Source organism: Chryseobacterium sp. OV279 (assembly GCF_900128945.1).
Classification (GTDB): Bacteria; Bacteroidota; Bacteroidia; order Flavobacteriales; family Weeksellaceae; genus Chryseobacterium.
The window spans coordinates 60,653-80,079 of sequence record NZ_FQUD01000002.1; the positions used below are offsets into that span (position 1 = coordinate 60,653).

23 protein-coding genes are annotated in these 19,427 nt (G+C 38.2%); 12 read left to right on the forward strand and 11 right to left on the reverse strand.

The genetic code is table 11. From position 1 onward, the window contains the following. Nucleotides 1-41 precede the first annotated feature (41 nt). Both BUA72_RS08255 and BUA72_RS08260 read left to right on the forward strand, forming a co-directional pair. On the forward strand, nucleotides 42-2,111 hold the full coding sequence (locus tag BUA72_RS08255) for a TonB-dependent receptor plug domain-containing protein (protein WP_072922566.1): 2,070 nt from the start codon (nucleotides 42-44) through the stop codon (nucleotides 2,109-2,111). Continuing rightward, entirely contained in the window at nucleotides 2,108-2,569 is a 462-nt protein-coding gene (locus BUA72_RS08260) for a thioredoxin family protein (protein WP_072922567.1), read from the forward strand. The genes BUA72_RS08255 and BUA72_RS08260 overlap by 4 nt, the downstream gene beginning before the upstream one ends. 336 nt (nucleotides 2,570-2,905) lie before the next feature. On the opposite strand, the gene BUA72_RS08265 is transcribed toward BUA72_RS08260, so the two are convergent. Both BUA72_RS08265 and BUA72_RS08270 read right to left on the reverse strand, forming a co-directional pair. Continuing rightward, nucleotides 2,906-3,376, reverse strand: a complete 471-nt coding sequence (locus BUA72_RS08265; RefSeq protein ID WP_072922568.1) for a cupin domain-containing protein — start codon at nucleotides 3,374-3,376, stop codon at nucleotides 2,906-2,908. 3 nt (nucleotides 3,377-3,379) lie between these two features. After that, a complete protein-coding gene (locus BUA72_RS08270; RefSeq protein WP_072922569.1) occupies nucleotides 3,380-4,369 on the reverse strand; it encodes a quinone oxidoreductase family protein in 990 nt (329 codons plus the stop codon). Nucleotides 4,370-4,460: 91 nt separating this feature from the next. Between BUA72_RS08270 and BUA72_RS08275 the strand changes: the two genes are divergently transcribed. After that, a complete protein-coding gene (locus tag BUA72_RS08275; protein WP_034728572.1) occupies nucleotides 4,461-4,838 on the forward strand; it encodes a winged helix-turn-helix transcriptional regulator in 378 nt (125 codons plus the stop codon). Between the two features lie 303 nt (nucleotides 4,839-5,141). Here BUA72_RS08275 and BUA72_RS08280 read toward each other — a convergent pair whose 3' ends face one another. Then, complete coding sequence (locus BUA72_RS08280) at nucleotides 5,142-5,531, reverse strand: DUF1304 domain-containing protein (protein WP_072922570.1); 390 nt, start codon at nucleotides 5,529-5,531, stop codon at nucleotides 5,142-5,144. Nucleotides 5,532-5,596: 65 nt separating this feature from the next. Between BUA72_RS08280 and BUA72_RS08285 the strand changes: the two genes are divergently transcribed. The 3 genes from BUA72_RS08285 to BUA72_RS08295 all read left to right on the forward strand — a co-directional run bounded on the left by BUA72_RS08285 (nucleotide 5,597) and on the right by BUA72_RS08295 (nucleotide 7,115). Beyond that, complete coding sequence (locus tag BUA72_RS08285) at nucleotides 5,597-6,169, forward strand: Crp/Fnr family transcriptional regulator (RefSeq protein ID WP_034728567.1); 573 nt, start codon at nucleotides 5,597-5,599, stop codon at nucleotides 6,167-6,169. 63 nt (nucleotides 6,170-6,232) lie between these two features. Then, nucleotides 6,233-6,667, forward strand: coding sequence for a DoxX family protein (locus tag BUA72_RS08290; RefSeq protein WP_072923135.1), 435 nt, complete (start codon nucleotides 6,233-6,235; stop codon nucleotides 6,665-6,667). Between the two features lie 4 nt (nucleotides 6,668-6,671). After that, complete coding sequence (locus tag BUA72_RS08295; protein ID WP_047455128.1) at nucleotides 6,672-7,115, forward strand: carboxymuconolactone decarboxylase family protein; 444 nt, start codon at nucleotides 6,672-6,674, stop codon at nucleotides 7,113-7,115. A gap of 83 nt (nucleotides 7,116-7,198) precedes the next feature. Here BUA72_RS08295 and BUA72_RS08300 read toward each other — a convergent pair whose 3' ends face one another. The 6 genes from BUA72_RS08300 to BUA72_RS08325 all read right to left on the reverse strand — a co-directional run bounded on the left by BUA72_RS08300 (nucleotide 7,199) and on the right by BUA72_RS08325 (nucleotide 12,463). Further along, nucleotides 7,199-8,170: a cyclase family protein gene (locus BUA72_RS08300; protein ID WP_083544158.1), complete on the reverse strand. Its 972-nt coding sequence runs from the start codon at nucleotides 8,168-8,170 to the stop codon at nucleotides 7,199-7,201. 77 nt (nucleotides 8,171-8,247) lie between these two features. After that, nucleotides 8,248-9,231, reverse strand: coding sequence for an aldo/keto reductase (locus BUA72_RS08305; protein WP_047455132.1), 984 nt, complete (start codon nucleotides 9,229-9,231; stop codon nucleotides 8,248-8,250). Between the two features lie 687 nt (nucleotides 9,232-9,918). Further along, complete coding sequence (locus tag BUA72_RS08310; protein ID WP_072922571.1) at nucleotides 9,919-10,593, reverse strand: type 1 glutamine amidotransferase domain-containing protein; 675 nt, start codon at nucleotides 10,591-10,593, stop codon at nucleotides 9,919-9,921. Nucleotides 10,594-10,672: 79 nt separating this feature from the next. Beyond that, complete coding sequence (locus tag BUA72_RS08315) at nucleotides 10,673-10,960, reverse strand: putative quinol monooxygenase (protein ID WP_072922572.1); 288 nt, start codon at nucleotides 10,958-10,960, stop codon at nucleotides 10,673-10,675. Nucleotides 10,961-10,962: 2 nt separating this feature from the next. Next, the gene (locus BUA72_RS08320; RefSeq protein WP_072922573.1) at nucleotides 10,963-11,847 is read right to left on the reverse strand and encodes an NAD-dependent epimerase/dehydratase family protein; all 885 of its coding nucleotides are present in this window, start codon (nucleotides 11,845-11,847) and stop codon (nucleotides 10,963-10,965) included. A 1-nt stretch (nucleotide 11,848) separates the two neighbouring features. After that, nucleotides 11,849-12,463 carry an NAD(P)H-dependent oxidoreductase gene (locus BUA72_RS08325; RefSeq protein WP_072922574.1) on the reverse strand — a complete coding sequence of 205 codons (615 nt, stop codon included), beginning with the start codon at nucleotides 12,461-12,463 and terminating at the stop codon, nucleotides 11,849-11,851. Nucleotides 12,464-12,654: 191 nt separating this feature from the next. Between BUA72_RS08325 and BUA72_RS08330 the strand changes: the two genes are divergently transcribed. The 4 genes from BUA72_RS08330 to BUA72_RS08345 all read left to right on the forward strand — a co-directional run bounded on the left by BUA72_RS08330 (nucleotide 12,655) and on the right by BUA72_RS08345 (nucleotide 16,623). Further along, complete coding sequence (locus BUA72_RS08330; protein ID WP_072923136.1) at nucleotides 12,655-13,401, forward strand: metallophosphoesterase family protein; 747 nt, start codon at nucleotides 12,655-12,657, stop codon at nucleotides 13,399-13,401. Nucleotides 13,402-13,579: 178 nt separating this feature from the next. Next, nucleotides 13,580-14,524: an alpha/beta fold hydrolase gene (locus BUA72_RS08335; RefSeq protein WP_083544159.1), complete on the forward strand. Its 945-nt coding sequence runs from the start codon at nucleotides 13,580-13,582 to the stop codon at nucleotides 14,522-14,524. A gap of 12 nt (nucleotides 14,525-14,536) precedes the next feature. Then, nucleotides 14,537-15,658, forward strand: a complete 1,122-nt coding sequence (locus BUA72_RS08340) for a serine hydrolase domain-containing protein (protein ID WP_072922576.1) — start codon at nucleotides 14,537-14,539, stop codon at nucleotides 15,656-15,658. 44 nt (nucleotides 15,659-15,702) lie between these two features. Then, nucleotides 15,703-16,623, forward strand: coding sequence for a LysR family transcriptional regulator (locus tag BUA72_RS08345; RefSeq protein ID WP_072923137.1), 921 nt, complete (start codon nucleotides 15,703-15,705; stop codon nucleotides 16,621-16,623). Here BUA72_RS08345 and BUA72_RS08350 read toward each other — a convergent pair. Both BUA72_RS08350 and BUA72_RS08355 read right to left on the reverse strand, forming a co-directional pair. Further along, nucleotides 16,576-17,043, reverse strand: a complete 468-nt coding sequence (locus BUA72_RS08350) for a GNAT family N-acetyltransferase (protein ID WP_072922577.1) — start codon at nucleotides 17,041-17,043, stop codon at nucleotides 16,576-16,578. The two genes, BUA72_RS08345 and BUA72_RS08350, sit on opposite strands and share 48 nt — an antisense overlap. A 1-nt stretch (nucleotide 17,044) precedes the next feature. Continuing rightward, nucleotides 17,045-17,479 (reverse strand): GNAT family N-acetyltransferase, encoded by a 435-nt coding sequence (locus tag BUA72_RS08355; protein WP_072922578.1) that lies wholly within the window; start codon nucleotides 17,477-17,479, stop codon nucleotides 17,045-17,047. Between the two features lie 249 nt (nucleotides 17,480-17,728). On the opposite strand from BUA72_RS08355, the gene BUA72_RS08360 reads away from it, so the two are divergent. Next, on the forward strand, nucleotides 17,729-18,604 hold the full coding sequence (locus BUA72_RS08360; protein WP_072922579.1) for an aldo/keto reductase: 876 nt from the start codon (nucleotides 17,729-17,731) through the stop codon (nucleotides 18,602-18,604). Between the two features lie 113 nt (nucleotides 18,605-18,717). Then, entirely contained in the window at nucleotides 18,718-19,425 is a 708-nt protein-coding gene (locus BUA72_RS08365; RefSeq protein WP_072922580.1) for a DNA alkylation repair protein, read from the forward strand. Nucleotides 19,426-19,427 lie beyond the last annotated feature (2 nt).

The window sequence follows — 19,427 nt, forward strand, 5'->3', positions numbered from 1 at the left end:
TTCAAAAATAATTGTTAGATTTGTCTAACAATTTTAATTTCATGAAGCGAATACTATTTTCTATTACTCTTTTATCCTCTTACTGTTTTTCTCAGGAGACCGACAGCCTGAGTTTACAATCCAAAATAAAACAGGACTCATCTGCCGTTTCAAAACCGAAAATCAAGATGAGTACTATTGATGATGTGGTCTTAACCGGAACGATAAAACCTTTCAGCAGGTCAAAAAGTCCTGTAGCGGTAGAGGTTTACAGCCAGAAATTTTTCCAAAAGAATCCTACACCAAGCATTTTTGAAGCGATTGCTATGGTGAATGGCGTAAAACCTCAGCTTAACTGTTCGGTATGCAACACGGGAGATATCCATATCAACGGCCTGGAAGGTCCTTATACGATGATCCTGATCGATGGAATGCCTATTGTAAGCTCACTTTCTACGGTGTACGGACTTAGCGGAATTCCTAACAGTCTTGTCGACAGAATTGAAGTGGTAAAAGGTCCGGCTTCTTCTATTTACGGATCTGAAGCGATGGGTGGAGTGATCAATATTATTACCAAAAATGCACTGACCGCACCGAAACTGAGCGTTGACATGATGACCAGCACCTGGAGTGAAAATAATCTTGATGTTTCAACGAAATTTAATATTGGGAAGAATGCAGCCTCTCTGTTAAGCTTAAATTATTTCAGTTTTAAGGAAAAGATAGACCAGAATAAAGACAATTTCACAGATTCAGCTTTGCAGAGCAGAGTTTCAGTTTTTAATAAGTGGAATTTTCAGCGAAAGGAAAACCGTCAGGCAAGTTTTGCTTTGAGGTACTTGTATGAAGACCGTTTTGGTGGAGAAATGCAGTGGGACAGATCTCACCGTGGCAGTGGTGATGTGTACGGTGAAAGTATTTATACCAACAGGGCAGAAGTTTTCGGGCTTTATCAATGGCCTTTGAAAGAATATATCGTTACCCAGTTCTCTTATAATTACCATGATCAGAATTCTTTTTATGGAAGCAATCCGTATGATGCCCTTCAGAAAGTAGCGTTTGCACAGACGTATTGGAGTAAAAAGCTTGGGAAGCATGACCTGACCGGAGGTGTGACTTTCAAAAGAACATTCTATGATGACAATACACCGGGAACTTTATCTTCAGACGGAATCACCAATGCACCGATGAAATCGCCGATCTGGGGAGCTTTTGTTCAGGATCAGTGGGAAATCAGTGATCAGCATACTTTACTGGTAGGTTACCGTTTTGATTATGACAAAATCCATCATGAAGTGCATTCACCGAGGTTTGCATGGAAATTTTCTCCGAATCCTTATCATACATTAAGGTTCAATTTCGGAACAGGATTCAGAGTGGTGAACCTGTTTACGGAAGATCACGCTGCACTGACCGGTTCCAGAGAAGTTCTAATTAAATCGGATTTAAAACCTGAAAAATCTGTCAACGGAAATTTAAACTACATCTGGAAAATTCCTGTGGGAAGCCGGATGATTCAGTTGGATGCTTCAGCCTTTTACACGTATTTCAGCAATAAGATTGTAGGAGATTTTGATACCGATCCGGATAAAATTATTTACGATAACCTTCATGGATACGGAATTTCCAGGGGAGCTTCGATGAATGTGGATTTCAGTTTCAGCTTTCCTTTGAGTGTCAATTTAGGAGTGACCTATCTCGACGTTTATCAGAAATTTGATGATAACAATAAAAAATCCCAGCAGCTACACGCCCCGAAATGGAGTGGAACCTACAATCTTTCGTACAAGTTCGCCAATGATTTGACTGTAGATTTCACAGGCCAATTCTACGGACCTATGAGGCTTCCTGTACTTCCGAATGACTACCGCCCGGAATACTCGCCGTTCTATTCTTTAGCGAATATTCAGGTTTCAAAAAGTTTCAAATCCGGTTTTGAGGTGTATTGCGGAATTAAAAACCTGTTCAATTTTACACCGAAAGATCCTTTGATGAGACCGTTTGACCCGTTTGATAAATATGCAGCCGATCCGATAAGCAACCCGAACCATTATACTTTTGACACCGCTTATGGCTACGCGCCGATGCAGAGAATCAGAGGTTTTCTGGGGGTAAAATATACTTTGAAATGAAAACTTTTATTTTATTTTTAATGTTAGTGCCCTGTTTTTATCTGTCTCAGATGAAGACAGGCACTTTTTCTGATCTTGAAACATCGATGAAAAAAGATCCGAAACCTGTTATCATCCATATGTACACAGACTGGTGCTCGGTCTGTAAAATGGAAAAGCATGCCTTAAATAAAGACCAGGCAACGGTTGATCTGATCAATGAGCATTTTTACATGGTCAATTTTGAAGCTGAAAAAACAAAAGAAAAAATAAAATTCCAGGGCCGTGAATTTGGGTATCTATCCAATGGAAACGCAGGAATTCACGAATTGGCGCTGGCTTTATCTAAAAATAAAAATCAGCCTGTTTATCCTTTGTGGATTGTCCTTGATAAGAATCAGAAACTGGTGTATTATCATGAAGGGCTATTGACCCCTGAAACCATGAAGCAGAAACTTCTGGAGATTTCTGCTTTGTAGTTTTTTGTTGGTGATCACAAAATTTTTATTCTAAGTTGGAAGAACGCAAAGGCGCAAGTTTTTTTTAAATTCGAATGTTTTAAGGCGCAAGGATTTTATCTTCGATAAAATTGAGTGCTGTTTATTTCACACCGAATTCCTAGCTGAAAATCTTTGATTTTCTTGCGCCTAAAAAATGTAGTAAATAAAGCCTTGCATTTTTGCGCCTTTGCGTTTATCCAACTCATAAAGTTTTATATTCCCGCAGATTGCACAGATGACACAGATTTTTAATTATTGTGAAATATTTAAACTGTGGAGCAATCTTTAAATCTTTAAATTCTTCAATTTTTAAATCTAAATTTCCGCATCAATCAAAACGGCGAGCTGAATACAAGGCTCCTCCGATCTGTTGCTCCACGCATGATTGGTCCCTCTCTGAATAACGATGTCTCCCGGTTTGAGAAGCGTTTCGCCTTCTTCCATGATTAAATAAAGTTCTCCCGAAAGGATAATAATATAATCCAGCGTTGGGGTTTGATGCATCATTGGATGGGGTTCTCCGGCTTTGATTTCAACACCGAGGTCTTTATCCGGTGGAATGACTACATAACGGAAATAGGTTCCGTTTTTGGGAGTCTGTGGAAATCCGGTGTTGGAGATTCGGGTTTCAAGATCCAATCCTGCCGGCATTTTCTGAGTGTTCCAGATATCTGAAATAATGAGTCCTGGAAGGTGTTCCACTGCATTTTCACTTTGCTGATCTTCTATAATGACTGATTTTCCGTCTTTGATTCCTGTTACGACGCGTCTGGGTATTGTGTTCATATATTAATGTTTCATGATCAGTTTATGACCTTGGGTCTGATTGTTTTTAAGAATGGTATGAGCTTTTAAAACCGTATCCAGAGAAAGATCTCCTACTGTTTTATAATTAGGAGCACTGATTTTTCCATTTTCAATAAGCGTTGAAATCTTCTCTAAATTTCCTTTGTAATACTGATAGTCTTTGTTCATACTGTAGGAATAGTTGGAAATATTCATGATCACGGTTCCTTTATTGAAAAGGGTTTCGTGGGCATCTTTCGAGATTAATGCGGTTACATCCACATAAGTACCGTTGATTTTCAAAACATCCGCCGTGATTTCAGACATATAGTTTCCCACAAGATCAATCCCGAAATCGAAAAGCTGACCATTATTGGCTTTTAAAAGACTGGCGGCAAGGTTTTCATCTTTATAATTGATGATCTGATGATTTTTAAGACCCAATCCGAGGAGTATTTGTCTATTTTCTTCACTGCCAACGGTCGCTGTAATGTTTTGGAATTGATTTGCTACTAAAAATTTAATAACAAAAGAACCGACTCCGCCTGTCGCACCTGTTACTAAGACGGTGTCATTTTCGTTTAGTTTTAAACGGTTGACGGTCTGTAAACCTGTAAGTCCAGCTGAAGGAATCGCCGCCGCCTGTTCGAAAGAAATACTTTTAGGTTTAAAGGCAACAATAGCTTCAGGAACTGCAATGAATTCAGCATAAGAACCATTACTTCCCATAGAGCCGCTTCCGCAGAATACTTCGTCTCCAATGTTGAACTGATAGACATCTGCTCCTTTTTCAACAACAATTCCCGACATTTCCCGGCCTAAAACGGGTGATTTAAGCAGTTTCCGTTCCAGCTCATTTTCGATCATCTGATAATCGATAGGATTAAAACCGCTGGCTTTAATTTGGATTAAAACCTCATGACTTTTCGGTGTAGGTTTTTCTATCTCAGCTTCTCCGAGCTGGAAATTTTCATTTAATATAATGGCTTTCATAAGAGTAATTTGATAGACAAATGTAAAAAGAGAATAGTTTATATTTGCTACCAGTTAACTATTGGTAACTAGTTACCTTAATGAAACTATTATGGCAAAAATCATAGAAAACGGAATAGAAAGAGAGGCCAACTGCACCGAAGAATTATTTGCAATGCGCGACAGTCTGGATGTTTTAGGAGGAAAATGGAAACTGATGATTATCCGGTATCTGACCAACAGAACCGATCAGCAGATTCATTTCAAAAAGTTGCAGCGGGGTATCACCGGAATCTCTGCCAAAATGCTCAGCAAAGAATTGAAAGAATTGGAAGTAAATCTTCTCATCACAAGAACCATTCAGGACACAAAACCTATCACGGTGGCTTATGCGGTCACAGAATATGGAAAATCAGTTTTCCCGGTGACGGAAACTCTGGTGAACTGGGGAATTATTCATCGGGAGAAGATCAAAGAGTCGATGAGTTGAATTGATTTAAAGATTTGGGGTCTACGACTATTTTTCAAAGAAGAGATCTGTGTCATCAGCGTGATCTGCGCGGAATTATTTGTCATTGCGAACCTTTAGGTGAAGCAATCTCAAATCTGTCTTTTTTCTGAGATTGCTTCGTCGCTATGCTCCTCGCAATGACTGTAAGTATTCAATTTTATCGGAGATAAAATCCTTGCGCCTTAAAACATTCGAATTAAAAAAAATCTTGCGCCATTGCGTTTTTACAACTTAGAAAAAATCATACGTCTCTTTACGATCCCCTACAATATATCTAAAAAATTATCTCTGTATAAGCTGAAAACAATGATTCACAACTACGGCAATGATCGCCAGTATTGCCGGTAATGCCTGTACGAAAAATATTCTTTTGGTCGCTGTAACAGTTCCATAAATTCCGGCAATCGCCACACAGCTCAGGAAAAATAAAGAGACGTTGGTTTGCCATTTCGGATCTTCAATCAGCAATGACCAGATCAGTCCTGCAGCAAGAAAACCATTATACAAGCCCTGATTGGCAGCCAGTCCTTTTGTCGGTTTAAACATTTCAGCCGGCAGTGCCGCTTTAAATACTTCCTTTCCTTTGGTTTCCCACGCGAACATTTCCATCCACAGGATATAAATATGTTCCAGCGCAACGATGGCGATGAGAATTTTAGCAACGAGTTCCATGATTTACGATTTTGTAATTGTAAAACTAAAAAAATAAAGTTAAGTTTGGGTATTCAATTGCAAAGATGGATACTTTCAAAGCGCATTTAAATAAATTTGTTACAGTCACCGATGAAGAATACGCTTCTATATTTTCTTTTTTTCAGGAAATAGAAGTGAAAAAAAAGCAGAGCCTGATGCTTAGTGGTGAGATCTGCAGATCGATGTATTTTGTTTCTGTGGGCTGTCTGAGAAAGTTTTTTGTGAATGAGAAAGGGGCAGAACAAACTACCGAGTTCGCTATAGAAAACTGGTGGATCACGGATACTTTCGCGTATGAAAGGCAAATGAAATCAGATTTCTGTATTCAGGCGGTAGAGCGTTCTACGGTTCTGGTTATTGATCTTCAGCAGCAGGAACTTTTACTACAGAAACATCCGATTATGGAAAGGTATTTCAGAATGATTTATCAAAGGGCTTATGCTGCTTCTGAGAGAAGAATCCGCTATCTATATGAAATGTCAAGAGAAGAACTGTACGTGCATTTCAGTACTTTGTATCCATGGTTTATTCAGAGGATTCCTCAATATCTGATCGCTTCTTTTTTAAATCTTACCCCGGAATATCTCAGTGAAATCAGGGCGAAATTACGTTCTTAAACCAGTTTAAGATTTTTACCAATTATAAGTCGGAGATTTGTCATGTTATTAAAAGCCAATATCATGACAGACAAAAACATTCAGTTTCCACAATTATTTTTAAGACTTGCCATTTCTGTAACCATGCTTTCCGCAGTGGCAGACCGGTTCGGTTTCTGGGGCAAAAATTCAGCCTGGGGAAACTGGGAGAACTTTGAAACTTACACCCGAAAACTTACTTTTTTTCTTCCCGAAGGTTTAAGTACGTTTTCAGCTTATACCGCGACATTTTTTGAAATACTTTTTCCACTGATGCTTCTTATAGGCTGGAAAACCAGGATTGGAGCTTACGGAGCGGGATTTCTTCTGTTGGTCTTTGCTTTGTCCATGACCATGGCATTAGGTGTTAAAGCTCCTTTGGATTACTCGGTCTGGGTAGGAAGTGCCGCAGCATTTTTACTGGCTGTTCAGCCAAAGTATTCTTTTAGTATAGATCATTTAACCAACAAAAATAAATAATATTATGAGCGCAAGATTAAATATTGCCACAGTAGATTCAGCTGCTTACAAAGCAATGATGGGATTGGAAGGATACCTTCAGACGATTTCATTAAACCACATTCAAAAGGAACTAATTAAAATCAGAGCTTCACAGATCAACAAATGTGCTTTCTGCCTTGATATGCACACTAAAGATGCTCTTAAATACGGAGAAACCACGCAGAGAATTTTCATTCTTGAAGGATGGAGAGAGGCCAAAGACTTTTTCACGGAAGAAGAACAGGTGCTTTTAGCGATGACGGAAGAAATTACTCTGATCAGCCAGAACGGACTTTCTGAAGAGACTTTCCAAAAGGCCAAACAGTATTTTGATGATGCAAAGATTGCACAAATCATTATGGCGATTGTCACCATCAATGCATGGAACAGAATTGCTGTAAGTACCCACTTACCTGTTGCCAAATAGTTTTCCGTTTAGAGTTATTGACTAAAAAAGAGCGCTTCAGTTGATGAAGTGCTCTTTTTTTATAAAAATTAGAAGAAATAAGTTTAATAAATAGCGACGGGATTAATATTCACTTGGGTAGATCCTACATATAAAGGTTGTCCCAGAACAAATAAAAACTCCCATACTTTATCTTTCACCAATGGACGGCTGTCGATCAGTTCCAGATTGTAAATTCCTTTTTTTGCCAGCATAAACTGATTGATTGGGAATTCTTCTTTAGATTTTGGGTTGGGATACACTTCTGAAGCCCAGGTATCTCCTCCGAAAGCGACGATTCCCTGCTCAGCAAGCCATTGCGCTGCCTCCATACCGATCCCCGGTTCTGTTTCTAAAAACTTTTGGTTGTCTTTACCAATCAGTTCCAACCATCCGGTATTGAAGAGTACAATATCTCCTTTTCTGAGGGTAATGTTCTGTTTCTTTAAAACGGCTTTAATATCTGCTGTTGTAAATTCTGTACCACCCGGAACGATAGCTTTTCCGTAATGAGCGGTCATATCTAAAACCACACCGCGGGTCACGAAAGGAGGGACTTTTTCTATGCCTAATTTCTTGACACCTTCTACCGTTACAAAATCAACTGCTTTATTTCCGTTATAGTAGATATTATCAATTCCGATGTGTCCGATGCCGTTAAGCTGAGTTCCAACGCCTGTCCATCCATTCACAAGTTCATCATTGAAGGTGAATTTATTGGGACCGATGCTCTTTCCGCCCTGTTCACCGGGTTGGATATTATACAGATTAAAACTTCTGTGTCTGAAAGCCGGCAGATTTTTGTCAATAGCAACTGCTAAAGGAAGTGTTTTCCCCTGCTTTACTAATCCTACGGCCTGTTTTACTACTTCTGCAGTTAATAGATTGGCGGCTCCTATTTCATCTTTAGCTCCATAAACAGATGGATACCAGGATTTATCATTGGGGTTAATACTGAGGTTTTGAGCTTTTATGTCGATGTTGCTGATGGCCAATAGAATGACCAACCCGAACATTCTGATCAGATTCTTTTTCATTTTTTTTATTGTATAGGGTGTAAAAGAGAGAAAATCAGTAAACCGTCCCAAAGAGAAAGTTTACTGATGATACAAGATTAAATTTCGCTTAGCGCTGTATTGATGAAATTCAATTCATCCTGAGAAAGATTTATTTCCATTGCCTTGGCATTATCAATGGCTTGCTGTGCATTTCTGGCTCCTGCCAAAACTACGGTAATAGCCGGCTGCAAGGTGGTCCATCTTAATACCAATTGTGAAAGGGAAGCCCCTTTTTCCTGAGCAATAGGTTCTATTTTGTCTAAGAAAGTTTTTACTTTACTTAAATCAAACTGTGAAAAATAACTGTTTCTGTGGTCATTGTCCTTTAATTTATCCTCCTTGAAATATTTACCGGTCAAAAGACCTCTTTCCATCGGACTGTAGACGATGATTCCTGAATTGTGTTCCAGAGCATACGGGACAAGATCGCTTTCAATAGCACGGTTCAGCATGCTGTATGAAACCTGATTGCTCGCCAAATGCAGTGTTCTGTTGGCTTCCTGCATTTGTGGAACGGTATAATTACTGACTCCGGCTGCAAGCACTTTTCCCTGCTGGATCAGAAGTTCCATGGCCTCCATGGTTTCGCAGATGGGTGTGGTGCCGTCCGGCCAGTGAAGCTGTAAAAGATCGATATAATCTGTTCCCAGTCTCTTTAAGCTTTCTTCCACTTCTTTGATGACATTGGCCTTTGAAGCATATTTGTAAACCGGAAGCGTTTTGCCTTCATCTTCTGCATCGAAGAAAAATTCACCTTTCCCGTTATTGCTGCCGTCCCATACCAAACCGAATTTGGTTAATAACTGAATTTTAGAACGGTCTTTTCCTTTAATGGCTTCCCCGATCATTTCCTCACTGAGTCCGAAACCGTAAAAAGGTGCCGTATCAATGGAAGTTACGCCGTGATCCAAAGAAGCATGAATTGAATTGATGGAATCCTGTTTTTCATTGCCGCCCCACATATTTCCTCCGATAGCAAAGGCTCCGTGAGTAATTGCAGACAGTTCCAGTTCCGTATTTCCTAATTTTCTGTATTCCATTTTTTTTGATTATTTATTTAAATTTTAAACTGCAAAGTATTTTGTTGGTGATCGCGAAGGCGCAAGTTTTTTTTCTAATTCGAATGCTTTAAGGCCAGGATTTTACCTGCGATAAAATTGAATACCGCTGTCATTGCGAGGAGCACAGCGACGAAGCAATCTCATCGTGGCCCTTGCTAAAAATCTTTGATTTTTTTTAAAACTTATTTAATCTTCCTGTTCACAAAGGATTTCAACTTCAAACAAATTAAGTGTTGAAAAAACTTTTGCAACTTTTGTGGTTTAAAAAAAGATTATTGATTAAGTTCTTTTGTGGTTATTTTTTGACCACGGATTTCACAGATTTTCACAGATGTTTATGTATATTATTGAGAATCAAAATCTCTGATTTTTAAAGAACTTATGTGATCTTGTAGTTCACAAAGGATTTCAACTTCAAATAACTTAAGTGTTGAAAAAACTTTTGTGTCTTTTGTGGTTTAAAAAAAGATTATTGATTAAGTTCTTTTGTGGTTATTTTTTGACCACGGATTTCACAGATTTTCACAGATGTTTGTGTATATTATTGAGAATCAAAATCTCCGATTTTTAAAGAACTTATGTGATCTTCTTATTCACAAAGTATTTTAACTTCAAACAACTTAAGTGTTAAAATACTTTTGTGACTTTTGTGGTTTAAAAAACTGATTATTGATTAAGTTCCTTTAAAATCGCCTCACCTACACTTTTTGCAGACTGAGGATTTTGTCCTGTAATCACTCTCTGGTCTGTCACCACATGGTTTTCCCAAAGCCCTGATTTTTCAAATTCTGCGCCTCTTTCTTTCAGTTTATCTTCCAGAAGAAAAGGAACGACATTGGTTAATTTGACTTCAGCTTCTTCCTCATTGGTGAAAGCATTGATCTTTTTGCCGTCTACCAGATACTTTCCGTTGTTCAGTTTGATATTGACCAAACCAGAAGGACCGTGACATACTGCTGCTACAATGCCGCCATTCTCATAAATTTTTGATGCAATACCGGCTAATTCTGTATTGTCAGCGAAATCCCACATCGCACCGTGACCTCCTGCGTAGAAGATAGCACTGTAATTGTCCGGTTTTACCTGAGAAGGCTGTAAAGAATGATCGATTTTATTTTTGTATTCTTTGTTTTCCCAGAACTCTTTGTTGACAGAATCTTTTAAATCAAATCCGTCTACCGGTGGCGTTCCACCTTTTGGGCTTACAAAATCAATTTCATATCCTGCTTTGTGCAGAACTTCCCATGGATGAGAAACTTCGCCCAGATAATATCCGGTATCTTCTCCCGTGTCCCCTTTTTTATCATGACTGGTCACGACGAATAAAATTTTCTTTTTCATACGTTGAGTTTTTTGATGTTGTGCCTGAACAAATCCTATTGTCAATAGGGTTACCAATAAAAATGCTAATTTTTTCATCTTAAAGAATATGGGTAGTATAAATTTGTGGTTTTTCCTGTAATTTTTCATCTACTATTGCTCCGAAAGCGTGAATGTATGGCTGCTGGTTATGCTGTGCCAGTCCTTCATCGCTTTTCCAGATTTCGTAGAATATAAACTGGTTTTTATCTTCGATTCCCTGGTGAAGGCTGTACAGTTCGCACGCGTCTTCTTTTCGGGTTTCTTTGACCATATTCTGAAGAACGTCCAGAACTTCAGTACGGTGTTCTTCTTTTGCTTTGATTATTGCTGTTAGATATATTTTCATAACTAAATAAATTGTTCAATAGATTGATATTGCGGCTTCCAGCCCAGTTCTGTTCTTGCTTTGTCCGCATTACACAGGCTGTTGGATGCAAATCCAAAATATCCGCCTGCCGGACCAAAAGTATTCACGGCTTCCTGTATACTCAGAGATTGCGCGGGTTGTAAATTATACTGTCTGCTGATATTTTCTGCCAGATTTCTGATCGTTGAAGATCCGTTTTCTGCATAATAAAGAGCGCCTGATTTTGCCTTTTCCAATGCGAGTACATACAAATCTGCCAGGTCTTCAATATGGAGATTTGACCATATGTTTTCACCTTTTCCAAAATAGGTTCCAAACCCTTTTTCTTTGGAGAAACTGATCAAAGCCGGAAGCTGTATGCTGTCCTTTTTCAGTCCCAGACCTTCTCCGTAAACCATTGTGGGTACAATCACAATACTTCTTATATCTTTTTTAGCAGACTGAAGAACATAGTTGTTGATCAATACCCTTGAAGCCATTTCCAGTCTTGGATGTAAAGGAATGTCTTCAGTATAAACAAAATCACTTTTTTCCCCATTTTCTTTTCCTCCAAAAATGGCAGAACCTGAAGTGAAAATAAATGTTTTGCCGGTCCCTTCCAGTGTATTGATAATGCTGTCCGCGGCATAGGCGTCATCAGCAGAATCTGCCGTGTGGATAATGGCATCAGCCTGGGAAATTGCAGCTTCCAAAACGGCTTCATCGTGGATATTCCCTATAATGGGTTCAATTCCCAATTGCTTCAGCTTTTCTGCCGAATCTTCATTACGGACAAGTCCTGATACACTGTAGTTTTTGTCTAATAACTTTCTGGCAACAGTACCACCGATATAACCGGTAATTCCTGTAATAAATATCCTTTTCATGTTAAGCTAACTGTGGTTTTAATTCCTGTGCAAAAACCTGTTCAAGGTGCTCTCTGTAAAGCTTCATGTCACGTTCTATATTGGCATTTTTCTCTACATCATGGAAGTGAAAACTTTCCATTTTTTCTAAGGAAACGAAGGCATTCATTCTATGGAAGCCAAATAAAGGTCCATTATCTACACTTGTTTCGTTGAAGAATTCTCCGGGAAGCGTAAAAGCTGTTTCAGGAGCATTCCAGCTGGTCGTCGCCATATATTTTCTTCCGCCAAGCATTCCTCCTGTTCCGTAATTGATTTCCGGGTTTTCAGCATTTCTTCCGTCACTCATGTAAATTCCTTTGGCATGTCCGGCGGTGAAAACATCATCAATATATTTTTTAAGACCGTTGGGAAGCTGGAACCACCAGATTGGAGTATGGTAGATGATAAAATCTGCCCATACAAATTTCTTTACCTCTTCATCCTTGTCGAAACCTTCTGAAACCTGAGTAGTCTTTACTTCTATATTTCCGAATTTCTCCAGTACTTCCAAAGTATTCTGAGCAATGGTATCGTTATATTTTCCTCCGGAATGTCCGAAATTCTGTCCTCCGTTAATGATCAATACTTTTTTCATTTTTTTATGATTGTTTAAATTTTATGATGCAAAGTTAGTTCGGGGTGTTGTATAATAAAAATAGCATGAATTATATCTAAGTATTAGAATACTGATAGTTTAAATTTTGTCATTCATGTGAAATGTCATACAGCTTATTGATTCCATTGTCCCGCGTGTCCAGTAAATTTGTTAGGATTAATAGAATGGATATGATACAGATTGCAGTTTTTAGTGATGTGCACGGAAATCTTCCTGCGTTGAATGCGGTGTTGGAGGATATAGAGAAAAGAGGAATTCAGCAGAAATTCTGTCTGGGAGATCTGGTAGATTTTGCTCCGTGGGGAAATGAAGTCACTGAAAAGATAAAGCATCTCAACATTCCCTGCCTGATGGGGAATCATGATGAAAGAATTGCTTTCAATATTCCCGTAGTTCCTTTATCAAAACATTCGAAGGAAGAAACAGAGGCCAGATTCATTGCTATTGATCACTCCAAACAGCATATTACGAAAGAGAATAAACAGTTTTTATCAACACTTCCTTTTCATTTAAAATTAAACTATAAAGTAGGGAAGACGCATTGGAATATTCAGCTTGTGCATTCAAGTCTGTCCAGCAATGATACGTATTTGTATGAATCTGAGAATGATGAGGTTTTTGCAGCTATGCTTAAGGAATCTCAATCCGATACCGTTGTCATGGGGCATACTCATTTGTCGTTTAAAAAATCTTTTGAAAATAATAAATGGGCCATAAACTGTGGTTCTGTAGGCCGTTCCAAGGAAGAGAACCGTTTAGCTTCTTACTTGGTTTTAACGATGAGCGAAGAACAAATTATTCCGGAAATTATACAGATCGCTTACCCGCTTGAAGAAACCGTCCGCGCCATAGAAGAGAGCGGAATTCCGAATTATTATGCTGATTTTTTAAGAAATGAAAAAGCTTTGGTGCTTTAAAATATTTTCCAAATTAAATTCAAATTATTGATTTTTAGCATTTTGTAAATAGTCGAACGTTGTTTTATAGAAAGCCGAACTCATTTTATCCGTTAAAATCAGTTCGACTTTTTTTATCCGGACCTTTCTGAAAATTTTCTGATTCATCTTTGCATCAGATTATTAAAATTTAGAAATCATGAAAAAAACAGCCCTGCTTATTCTTTTATTGTTATCAGTATTTTGTTTGGCACAAGCCGTAAAAGTTGACACTATCCTCACCCCCGAAATTGGAGGAATAAAACAAGCCATCGAAATTAAAACCGATGATTCCACTAAGCCGATACTTCTGTTTTTATCAGGAGGCCCGGGAAGTTCAATGATGAAAAATGCGGATTCTTTTACTCATATTTTAAAAAATAAATTCACCATTGTTCAGTGGGATCAGAGAGATGCCGGAAAAACACTGGCATTAAACCCTTCTCCGGTTCAGCCATCCGTTGAGCTCATGGGGAAAGACACCTATGAAGTGATCAATTTTCTTAGAAAGCAGCTCAAGCGGGAAAAAGTATACCTGCTGGGAAGTTCATGGGGAAATGCTTTAGGTTTTTACATTGTCAGAAATCATCCTGAACTTCTGCATGCTTATTTTGCAGTCAATCCTGTGATCAGTCAGCTGGCCAGTGAAAAGGAACTGCTTACGATTCTGAAAAATCATTTTAAAGAAGATCCTGTTGCCAGCAAAGAATTGGCGAGCGTGCATATTCCGTTTACGATAGATGAAGATCTGTTTTATCTTAGAAAATGGCTTTTTTATAAAGACGGTAAAAAGAATGTCACCAGTGATGATTTCAAAAAAGGTTTTCTTCAGTGGTCCAAAACATGGTCGCCAGCCTGGAATGAAGTCATGAAAATAGATTTACCGAAGACTTTAAAGAAAGTGAACTGTCCGATCTATTTTTTCGTCGGGAAAAACGATATCCAAACGTCTACCGCCATTACAAAAAAATATTTTGAGCAGGTAAAAGCACCTAAGAAAGATCTGTTTTTATTTGAAAACTCAGGACATCAGATCCATAAGGACGAGCCGGAACTGTTTCAAAATAGAATCATGAAAACAATTAGCGTATTAAATTCAAATTAAAGCGTAGAAACCATGAAAAAAACGATTCTTTTTACTGTATCATTTCTCTCAGTATTTTGTTTAGGACAAAAGTCAATCAAAGAAACCGTCAATCTGAAATCAATAGTTGATCATGCCGTGAATAAGATGGTTGAAAAACCAGTGATCAACGATGTCTCGATCGGAATTGTTTACCAGGGACAGGAATACATAGGGCATTATGGTGAATTGGAAAAAGGAAAATCCAACCTGCCGAATAATGAAACCATCTATGAGATCGGTTCCCTGAGTAAAACTTTAACCGGAACATTAGTAGCGAAAGCTGTTTTGGATAAAAAATTAAAGCTTGAAGACCCTGTTCAGAAATATTTATCTGAAGATTATCCTAACCTGGTTTTCAATGGTCATCCCGTTCTTATAAAGGATTTGGTGACTCACACAAGTGGCTTGCCTAAAATGCTGCCTTTGGAAGTGAATGCGGTACTGAATGATTTCACGAATGAAAAAGCACCTGAGAATACCAATAACATCTTGAAAAACTATAAACAAAAAGATTTTTTAAGAGACCTGCACACTGTAAAACTGGATGCAGTACCGGGACATAAATTTTCATATTCAAATGCCGGTATTGAACTTTTAAGTGCTGTTTTAGAAAAAGCCTATCATAAAAATTTTGAAGTTTTATTGAAAGAATATTTTGCTGATAACCTTCAAATGAAGCATACGAAGATTAATTTATCAAAAAAAGAAGAAGCCCATCTGGCCGTAGGATATCATTGTGATTATAATGCCATAGCTCCTCATTTAATGCCATCACTTTGGGGATCATCAGGTAACGTAAAAACAACGCTTCCGGACATGACGGAATACATAAAGTATCAGTTAAAAAATACTCCTGAAATAGCAGAATCGCATAAGCCTTTGGTTAAAATTGATGATACGTTCAGTTCAGGATATGCGTGGAGAGTCATTACGGATGAAAAATTGGGAACTTTGTATAAGCATCATGGCGGTGTTTTTCGTGCACAGTGCTTTATCTACATCATACCAAAATATAATCTTGGCGTTTTTATTATAACCAATCAAAGTGGCGTAAATACAGCAAAAGATATGCAGAGTGTACTCGATGAAATATTGGCAGGTTTATCATTATAATAATTATTGCATAACTTTGTATCAGAATATTAATGATTAAAGTTATGGTCAATCTAGAATGGTACCGCACTTTTAAAGCGATATACAAAACCGGAACACTCACGGGTGCTGCAGATTCCCTGTTTATTTCGCAGCCCGGAGTAAGTCTTCATTTAAGCTCACTGGAAGCTTATGTAGGCTATAAATTATTTGACAGAACCGGAAGGAAAATGATTCCTACCGAAAGAGGAAAAGTTTTATTCAATGCCGTTTCTGAGCCGATTGGCAGGCTGGAAGATGTGGAGAAGAATTTTCAGAAATCCACGGAAAAACTGACGCCGACGATCAGTGTGGGCATGTGCTTTGAAACATTTCAGACCACTCTGGAGCAGTATGTTTCTACGTTACCTTTTAACCTCATTATCAGTTTCGGACAGTATCCGGAAATGCTGGACCAGCTCGATAAGGGGATTTTGGATCTTATTATTACCCCAAAAAAAGGAGTTTCTCCCAATATTGAGCATGAAGCATTTTCTTCCGAACAGATTATTCTGGTAGGTGGAAAAAATGTAGATACGGAAAGTTTTCAGGAAGTCGTTCATACGAAAGGAACCGAACATATCGAGGAATGGCTGAAGCAGGAAAAATGGTACGGAACAACGGGAGATATGGAACATCTTTTTCAGTTCTGGATTATGAATTTTGGTCATAAACCCAACTTTCGTCCGAATTATATTGTTCCGAATTTAAACTCAATCATCCGTTGTCTGAAAGGCGGAACCGGACTGGCGGTGGTTCCCGATTTTCTATGTAAAAATGAAATAGAAAACGGAGATCTTAAACTGATCTGGGAAGGTGAGAAAAAATTGGAAAACACTTTGTATTTTGGTTGTAGGAAGAAAACCAATTATCAATCAGAGATTGATCATATCAAAGGATTATTCAGAAAGGTCATGAGCAAGAAGGATCATGTCGCGCAGCTGTAATCCGTTTTCATAAATAGGGAGTGGGTAATTTTCTAGAAAAAAGTTTTTACGCACTCCCATTTTTATAAAACCGTTCTTTTCATAGAATTTAATCTGCTGAAATCCTGTATCTGAGGTGCCTACGACTAAAGTGGTATAGTTGCTTTCTTTCGCAATTACTTTAGCCCGATCCATAAGAATACCGCCGATTCCCTGGCTTCTGTGGCTTTCAATAACGGCCATATTTTTAATTTCCAGTTCTGTGATGCTGTTTTGATACAAGGCCATCACAGCAACATCCTGAAGACCATCATCTAAAAGATAAATGTCAGAATCAAAAATGTACTGATCAATAGCATCAACTGTTTCATCCGCAAGCAGCAAAAGCTCATACGGAATACCTGAAACCGAATCTATTTTTCTAAGTGTAAATTTTTCCATTCTAAAGACTCATATGGATAATAGGATAATCTTTTCCTGAACCGTCTTTTTCCGATCTCCCGATCTGTTTGAAACCCATTTTCTCATAAAATCGTATGGCTTGGGGATTCTGTTCATTGACATCAACTTTAGTCAAACCCGTTGTCTTTTTCATAAACTCGTACAGCTTTTTGCCGTATCCTTTTCCCCGCATCTCATTATGGATAAAAAGCATTTCCAGATTGCCTTCTGCTACGGAAGCAAAACCTTCTGCCTGATCATTTTCTACCAGTAAATAAACTTGCAGATGAGGAAGATAATCTCTCGGAATAACTTCTTTAAAATAATTGAAATCCTCTTCAGCAAGGAAATCGTGGGTCGCGAGTACAGCAGATTCCCAGATCTCCATAATTCTTGGATAATCTTCTGCCTGTGCTAATCTGATTGAATGTGACATTGTTTGGATTTGCTGCAAAAATAGGGAAAATTAGATGTTAGAGGTTAGAAATTAGAAGTTAGAAATTGGGAACTCCGTTGAGGAGAGTTGATTTTGAAGAACAAGAATACAGAACAGTTAAAAACAAAAAATATCTGTTAACAGTCTCCCAATACTTTAAAAACAGTAAAAATGGTAAGTAAGAATCCCGATTTTTTGTCGCAAATTTGTTAGGCTATACATTAATATTAAAATTGAAATTTAAAAATTATGCAAAACAAAACATATACAGGGCAGCCTGTAGTGACCTTAAATAACGGGGTGGATATTCCGGCCTTAGGCTTTGGAGTTTGGCAGATGGAGAATCTGGAAGAATGTGAAAGAGCGGTAGTAAAAGCGATACAGACTGGATACAGAATGATCGATACGGCAGCCATTTACCAGAATGAAACGGCAGTAGGAAAGGCGGTGAAAGACAGCGGTGTGAGCAGAGATGACCTGTTTATCACTTCAAAAGTGTGGGTGCAGGATCATGGCTACGAACAGGCAAAAAAAGCGTTTCAAAGAACACTGGACAGACTTCAGATGGATTATCTGGACCTGTATCTGATCCACTGGCCTTACGGAGATTTCATCGGAACATGGAAAGCTTTGGAGGAATTATACAGTGAAGGGAAAATCAAAGCGATCGGGGTATGTAATTTTACGGTTGAAAAACTAGAGGAATTAAAAGCCAATTCAACAGTTGCTCCGGTGATCAACCAAATTGAACTTCACCCGGTTTTCCAGCAGAAAGAACTTCAGGTGTACAACAGAGAAAATAACATCATCACACAGCCGTGGAGCCCGCTTGGAAACGGAAATGCAGATCTTCTGAATAGCGCTGAATTAAAAGCAATCGCTGAGAAATACAATAAAACGGTGGCTCAGGTGATTTTAAGATGGCACCTTCAGGAAGGATTTGTGGTTATTCCAAAATCGGTGACACCATCCAGAATTGAAGAAAACTTTAATGTTTTTGATTTCGAACTGAGTGCAGATGAAATAAATACGGTTCGTTCTTTAGATACCGGAAAAAGACTGTTCTTCGATCCTAAAGATCCTGAATGGGAGGAAAAAATGCTAAATGTTGTAGCAGATATTTAAGCGCATAACTCAAAATTAATTGTCCCGCAGATCAAATGGATTATACAGATTTTAATAGAATCATGTGGCGTCAGTTTAATCTGCGGGATATTTTTTAATTTTAACTAAAAACTATGACGGCAACCCAATTCATAGAAAAGCTATCAACATTCAGAAATGAGAAAGAAATTGATAAGGTTCAAAAATTTTTCAAAGGAAATGATGGCGTTACAAAACATTTCGGGGTAAAATTTGGGGATGTTTTCACAACGGCTAAAGAATTTTCTTCGATGTCACTGGAGGAAATCAATATACTTTTGGATAATGATTTTTATGAAGTGAGAATGGGTGCGGTGAGCATCATGGATTTCCAGGCCGGAAATAAAAAAACGTCTGAAGAAAGGAAAAAAGAGCTTTTTGATCTGTATTTAAATCGCCACGACCGCTTGAATAACTGGGATTTCGTAGACCGGGCAGCGCGGAATATCATCGGTGAATATCTGATGGACAAACCTAGAACTATTCTCTACAAGCTGGCTGAATCTGAAAATCCATGGGAAAGAAGAACAGCGATAGTAAGCACTCACGCCTTTATTAGGAAAAATGATACTGAAGATACCTTTAAAATCGCTGAAATCCTTGTTCATGATCCTCATGAACTGGTCAATAAAGCAGTCGGAAGCTGGATCAGGGAAGCCGGAAAGAAAAATCCCAAAAGATTACTCAATTTTCTTAATCAATATGCAGAAACAATGCCCGCCGCTACATTTTCTTATGCTATAGAAAAGCTTGATCCGGAAACGAAAAAGCATTATAAAGAGCTCAGGAAAATGATAAGATAAAC

What these genes read in the sequence shown, in the direction of transcription:
- BUA72_RS08255 (WP_072922566.1), top strand. Translation starts at nt 42, where the DNA reads ATGAAGCGAATACTATTTTCTATTACTCTTTTATCCTCTTACTGTTTT.
- BUA72_RS08315 (WP_072922572.1), bottom strand. Translation starts at nt 10,960, where the DNA reads ATGAAAATATATCTAACAGCAATAATCAAAGCAAAAGAAGAACACCGT.
- BUA72_RS08260 (WP_072922567.1), top strand. Translation starts at nt 2,108, where the DNA reads ATGAAAACTTTTATTTTATTTTTAATGTTAGTGCCCTGTTTTTATCTG.
- BUA72_RS08345 (WP_072923137.1), top strand. Translation starts at nt 15,703, where the DNA reads ATGGTCAATCTAGAATGGTACCGCACTTTTAAAGCGATATACAAAACC.
- BUA72_RS08330 (WP_072923136.1), top strand. Translation starts at nt 12,655, where the DNA reads ATGATACAGATTGCAGTTTTTAGTGATGTGCACGGAAATCTTCCTGCG.
- BUA72_RS08340 (WP_072922576.1), top strand. Translation starts at nt 14,537, where the DNA reads ATGAAAAAAACGATTCTTTTTACTGTATCATTTCTCTCAGTATTTTGT.
- BUA72_RS08310 (WP_072922571.1), bottom strand. Translation starts at nt 10,593, where the DNA reads ATGAAAAAGAAAATTTTATTCGTCGTGACCAGTCATGATAAAAAAGGG.
- BUA72_RS08320 (WP_072922573.1), bottom strand. Translation starts at nt 11,847, where the DNA reads ATGAAAAGGATATTTATTACAGGAATTACCGGTTATATCGGTGGTACT.
- BUA72_RS08305 (WP_047455132.1), bottom strand. Translation starts at nt 9,231, where the DNA reads ATGGAATACAGAAAATTAGGAAATACGGAACTGGAACTGTCTGCAATT.
- BUA72_RS08365 (WP_072922580.1), top strand. Translation starts at nt 18,718, where the DNA reads ATGACGGCAACCCAATTCATAGAAAAGCTATCAACATTCAGAAATGAG.
- BUA72_RS08290 (WP_072923135.1), top strand. Translation starts at nt 6,233, where the DNA reads ATGACAGACAAAAACATTCAGTTTCCACAATTATTTTTAAGACTTGCC.
- BUA72_RS08325 (WP_072922574.1), bottom strand. Translation starts at nt 12,463, where the DNA reads ATGAAAAAAGTATTGATCATTAACGGAGGACAGAATTTCGGACATTCC.
- BUA72_RS08270 (WP_072922569.1), bottom strand. Translation starts at nt 4,369, where the DNA reads ATGAAAGCCATTATATTAAATGAAAATTTCCAGCTCGGAGAAGCTGAG.
- BUA72_RS08360 (WP_072922579.1), top strand. Translation starts at nt 17,729, where the DNA reads ATGCAAAACAAAACATATACAGGGCAGCCTGTAGTGACCTTAAATAAC.
- BUA72_RS08265 (WP_072922568.1), bottom strand. Translation starts at nt 3,376, where the DNA reads ATGAACACAATACCCAGACGCGTCGTAACAGGAATCAAAGACGGAAAA.
- BUA72_RS08350 (WP_072922577.1), bottom strand. Translation starts at nt 17,043, where the DNA reads ATGGAAAAATTTACACTTAGAAAAATAGATTCGGTTTCAGGTATTCCG.
- BUA72_RS08295 (WP_047455128.1), top strand. Translation starts at nt 6,672, where the DNA reads ATGAGCGCAAGATTAAATATTGCCACAGTAGATTCAGCTGCTTACAAA.
- BUA72_RS08285 (WP_034728567.1), top strand. Translation starts at nt 5,597, where the DNA reads ATGGATACTTTCAAAGCGCATTTAAATAAATTTGTTACAGTCACCGAT.
- BUA72_RS08335 (WP_083544159.1), top strand. Translation starts at nt 13,580, where the DNA reads ATGAAAAAAACAGCCCTGCTTATTCTTTTATTGTTATCAGTATTTTGT.
- BUA72_RS08275 (WP_034728572.1), top strand. Translation starts at nt 4,461, where the DNA reads ATGGCAAAAATCATAGAAAACGGAATAGAAAGAGAGGCCAACTGCACC.
- BUA72_RS08355 (WP_072922578.1), bottom strand. Translation starts at nt 17,479, where the DNA reads ATGTCACATTCAATCAGATTAGCACAGGCAGAAGATTATCCAAGAATT.
- BUA72_RS08280 (WP_072922570.1), bottom strand. Translation starts at nt 5,531, where the DNA reads ATGGAACTCGTTGCTAAAATTCTCATCGCCATCGTTGCGCTGGAACAT.
- BUA72_RS08300 (WP_083544158.1), bottom strand. Translation starts at nt 8,170, where the DNA reads ATGAAAAAGAATCTGATCAGAATGTTCGGGTTGGTCATTCTATTGGCC.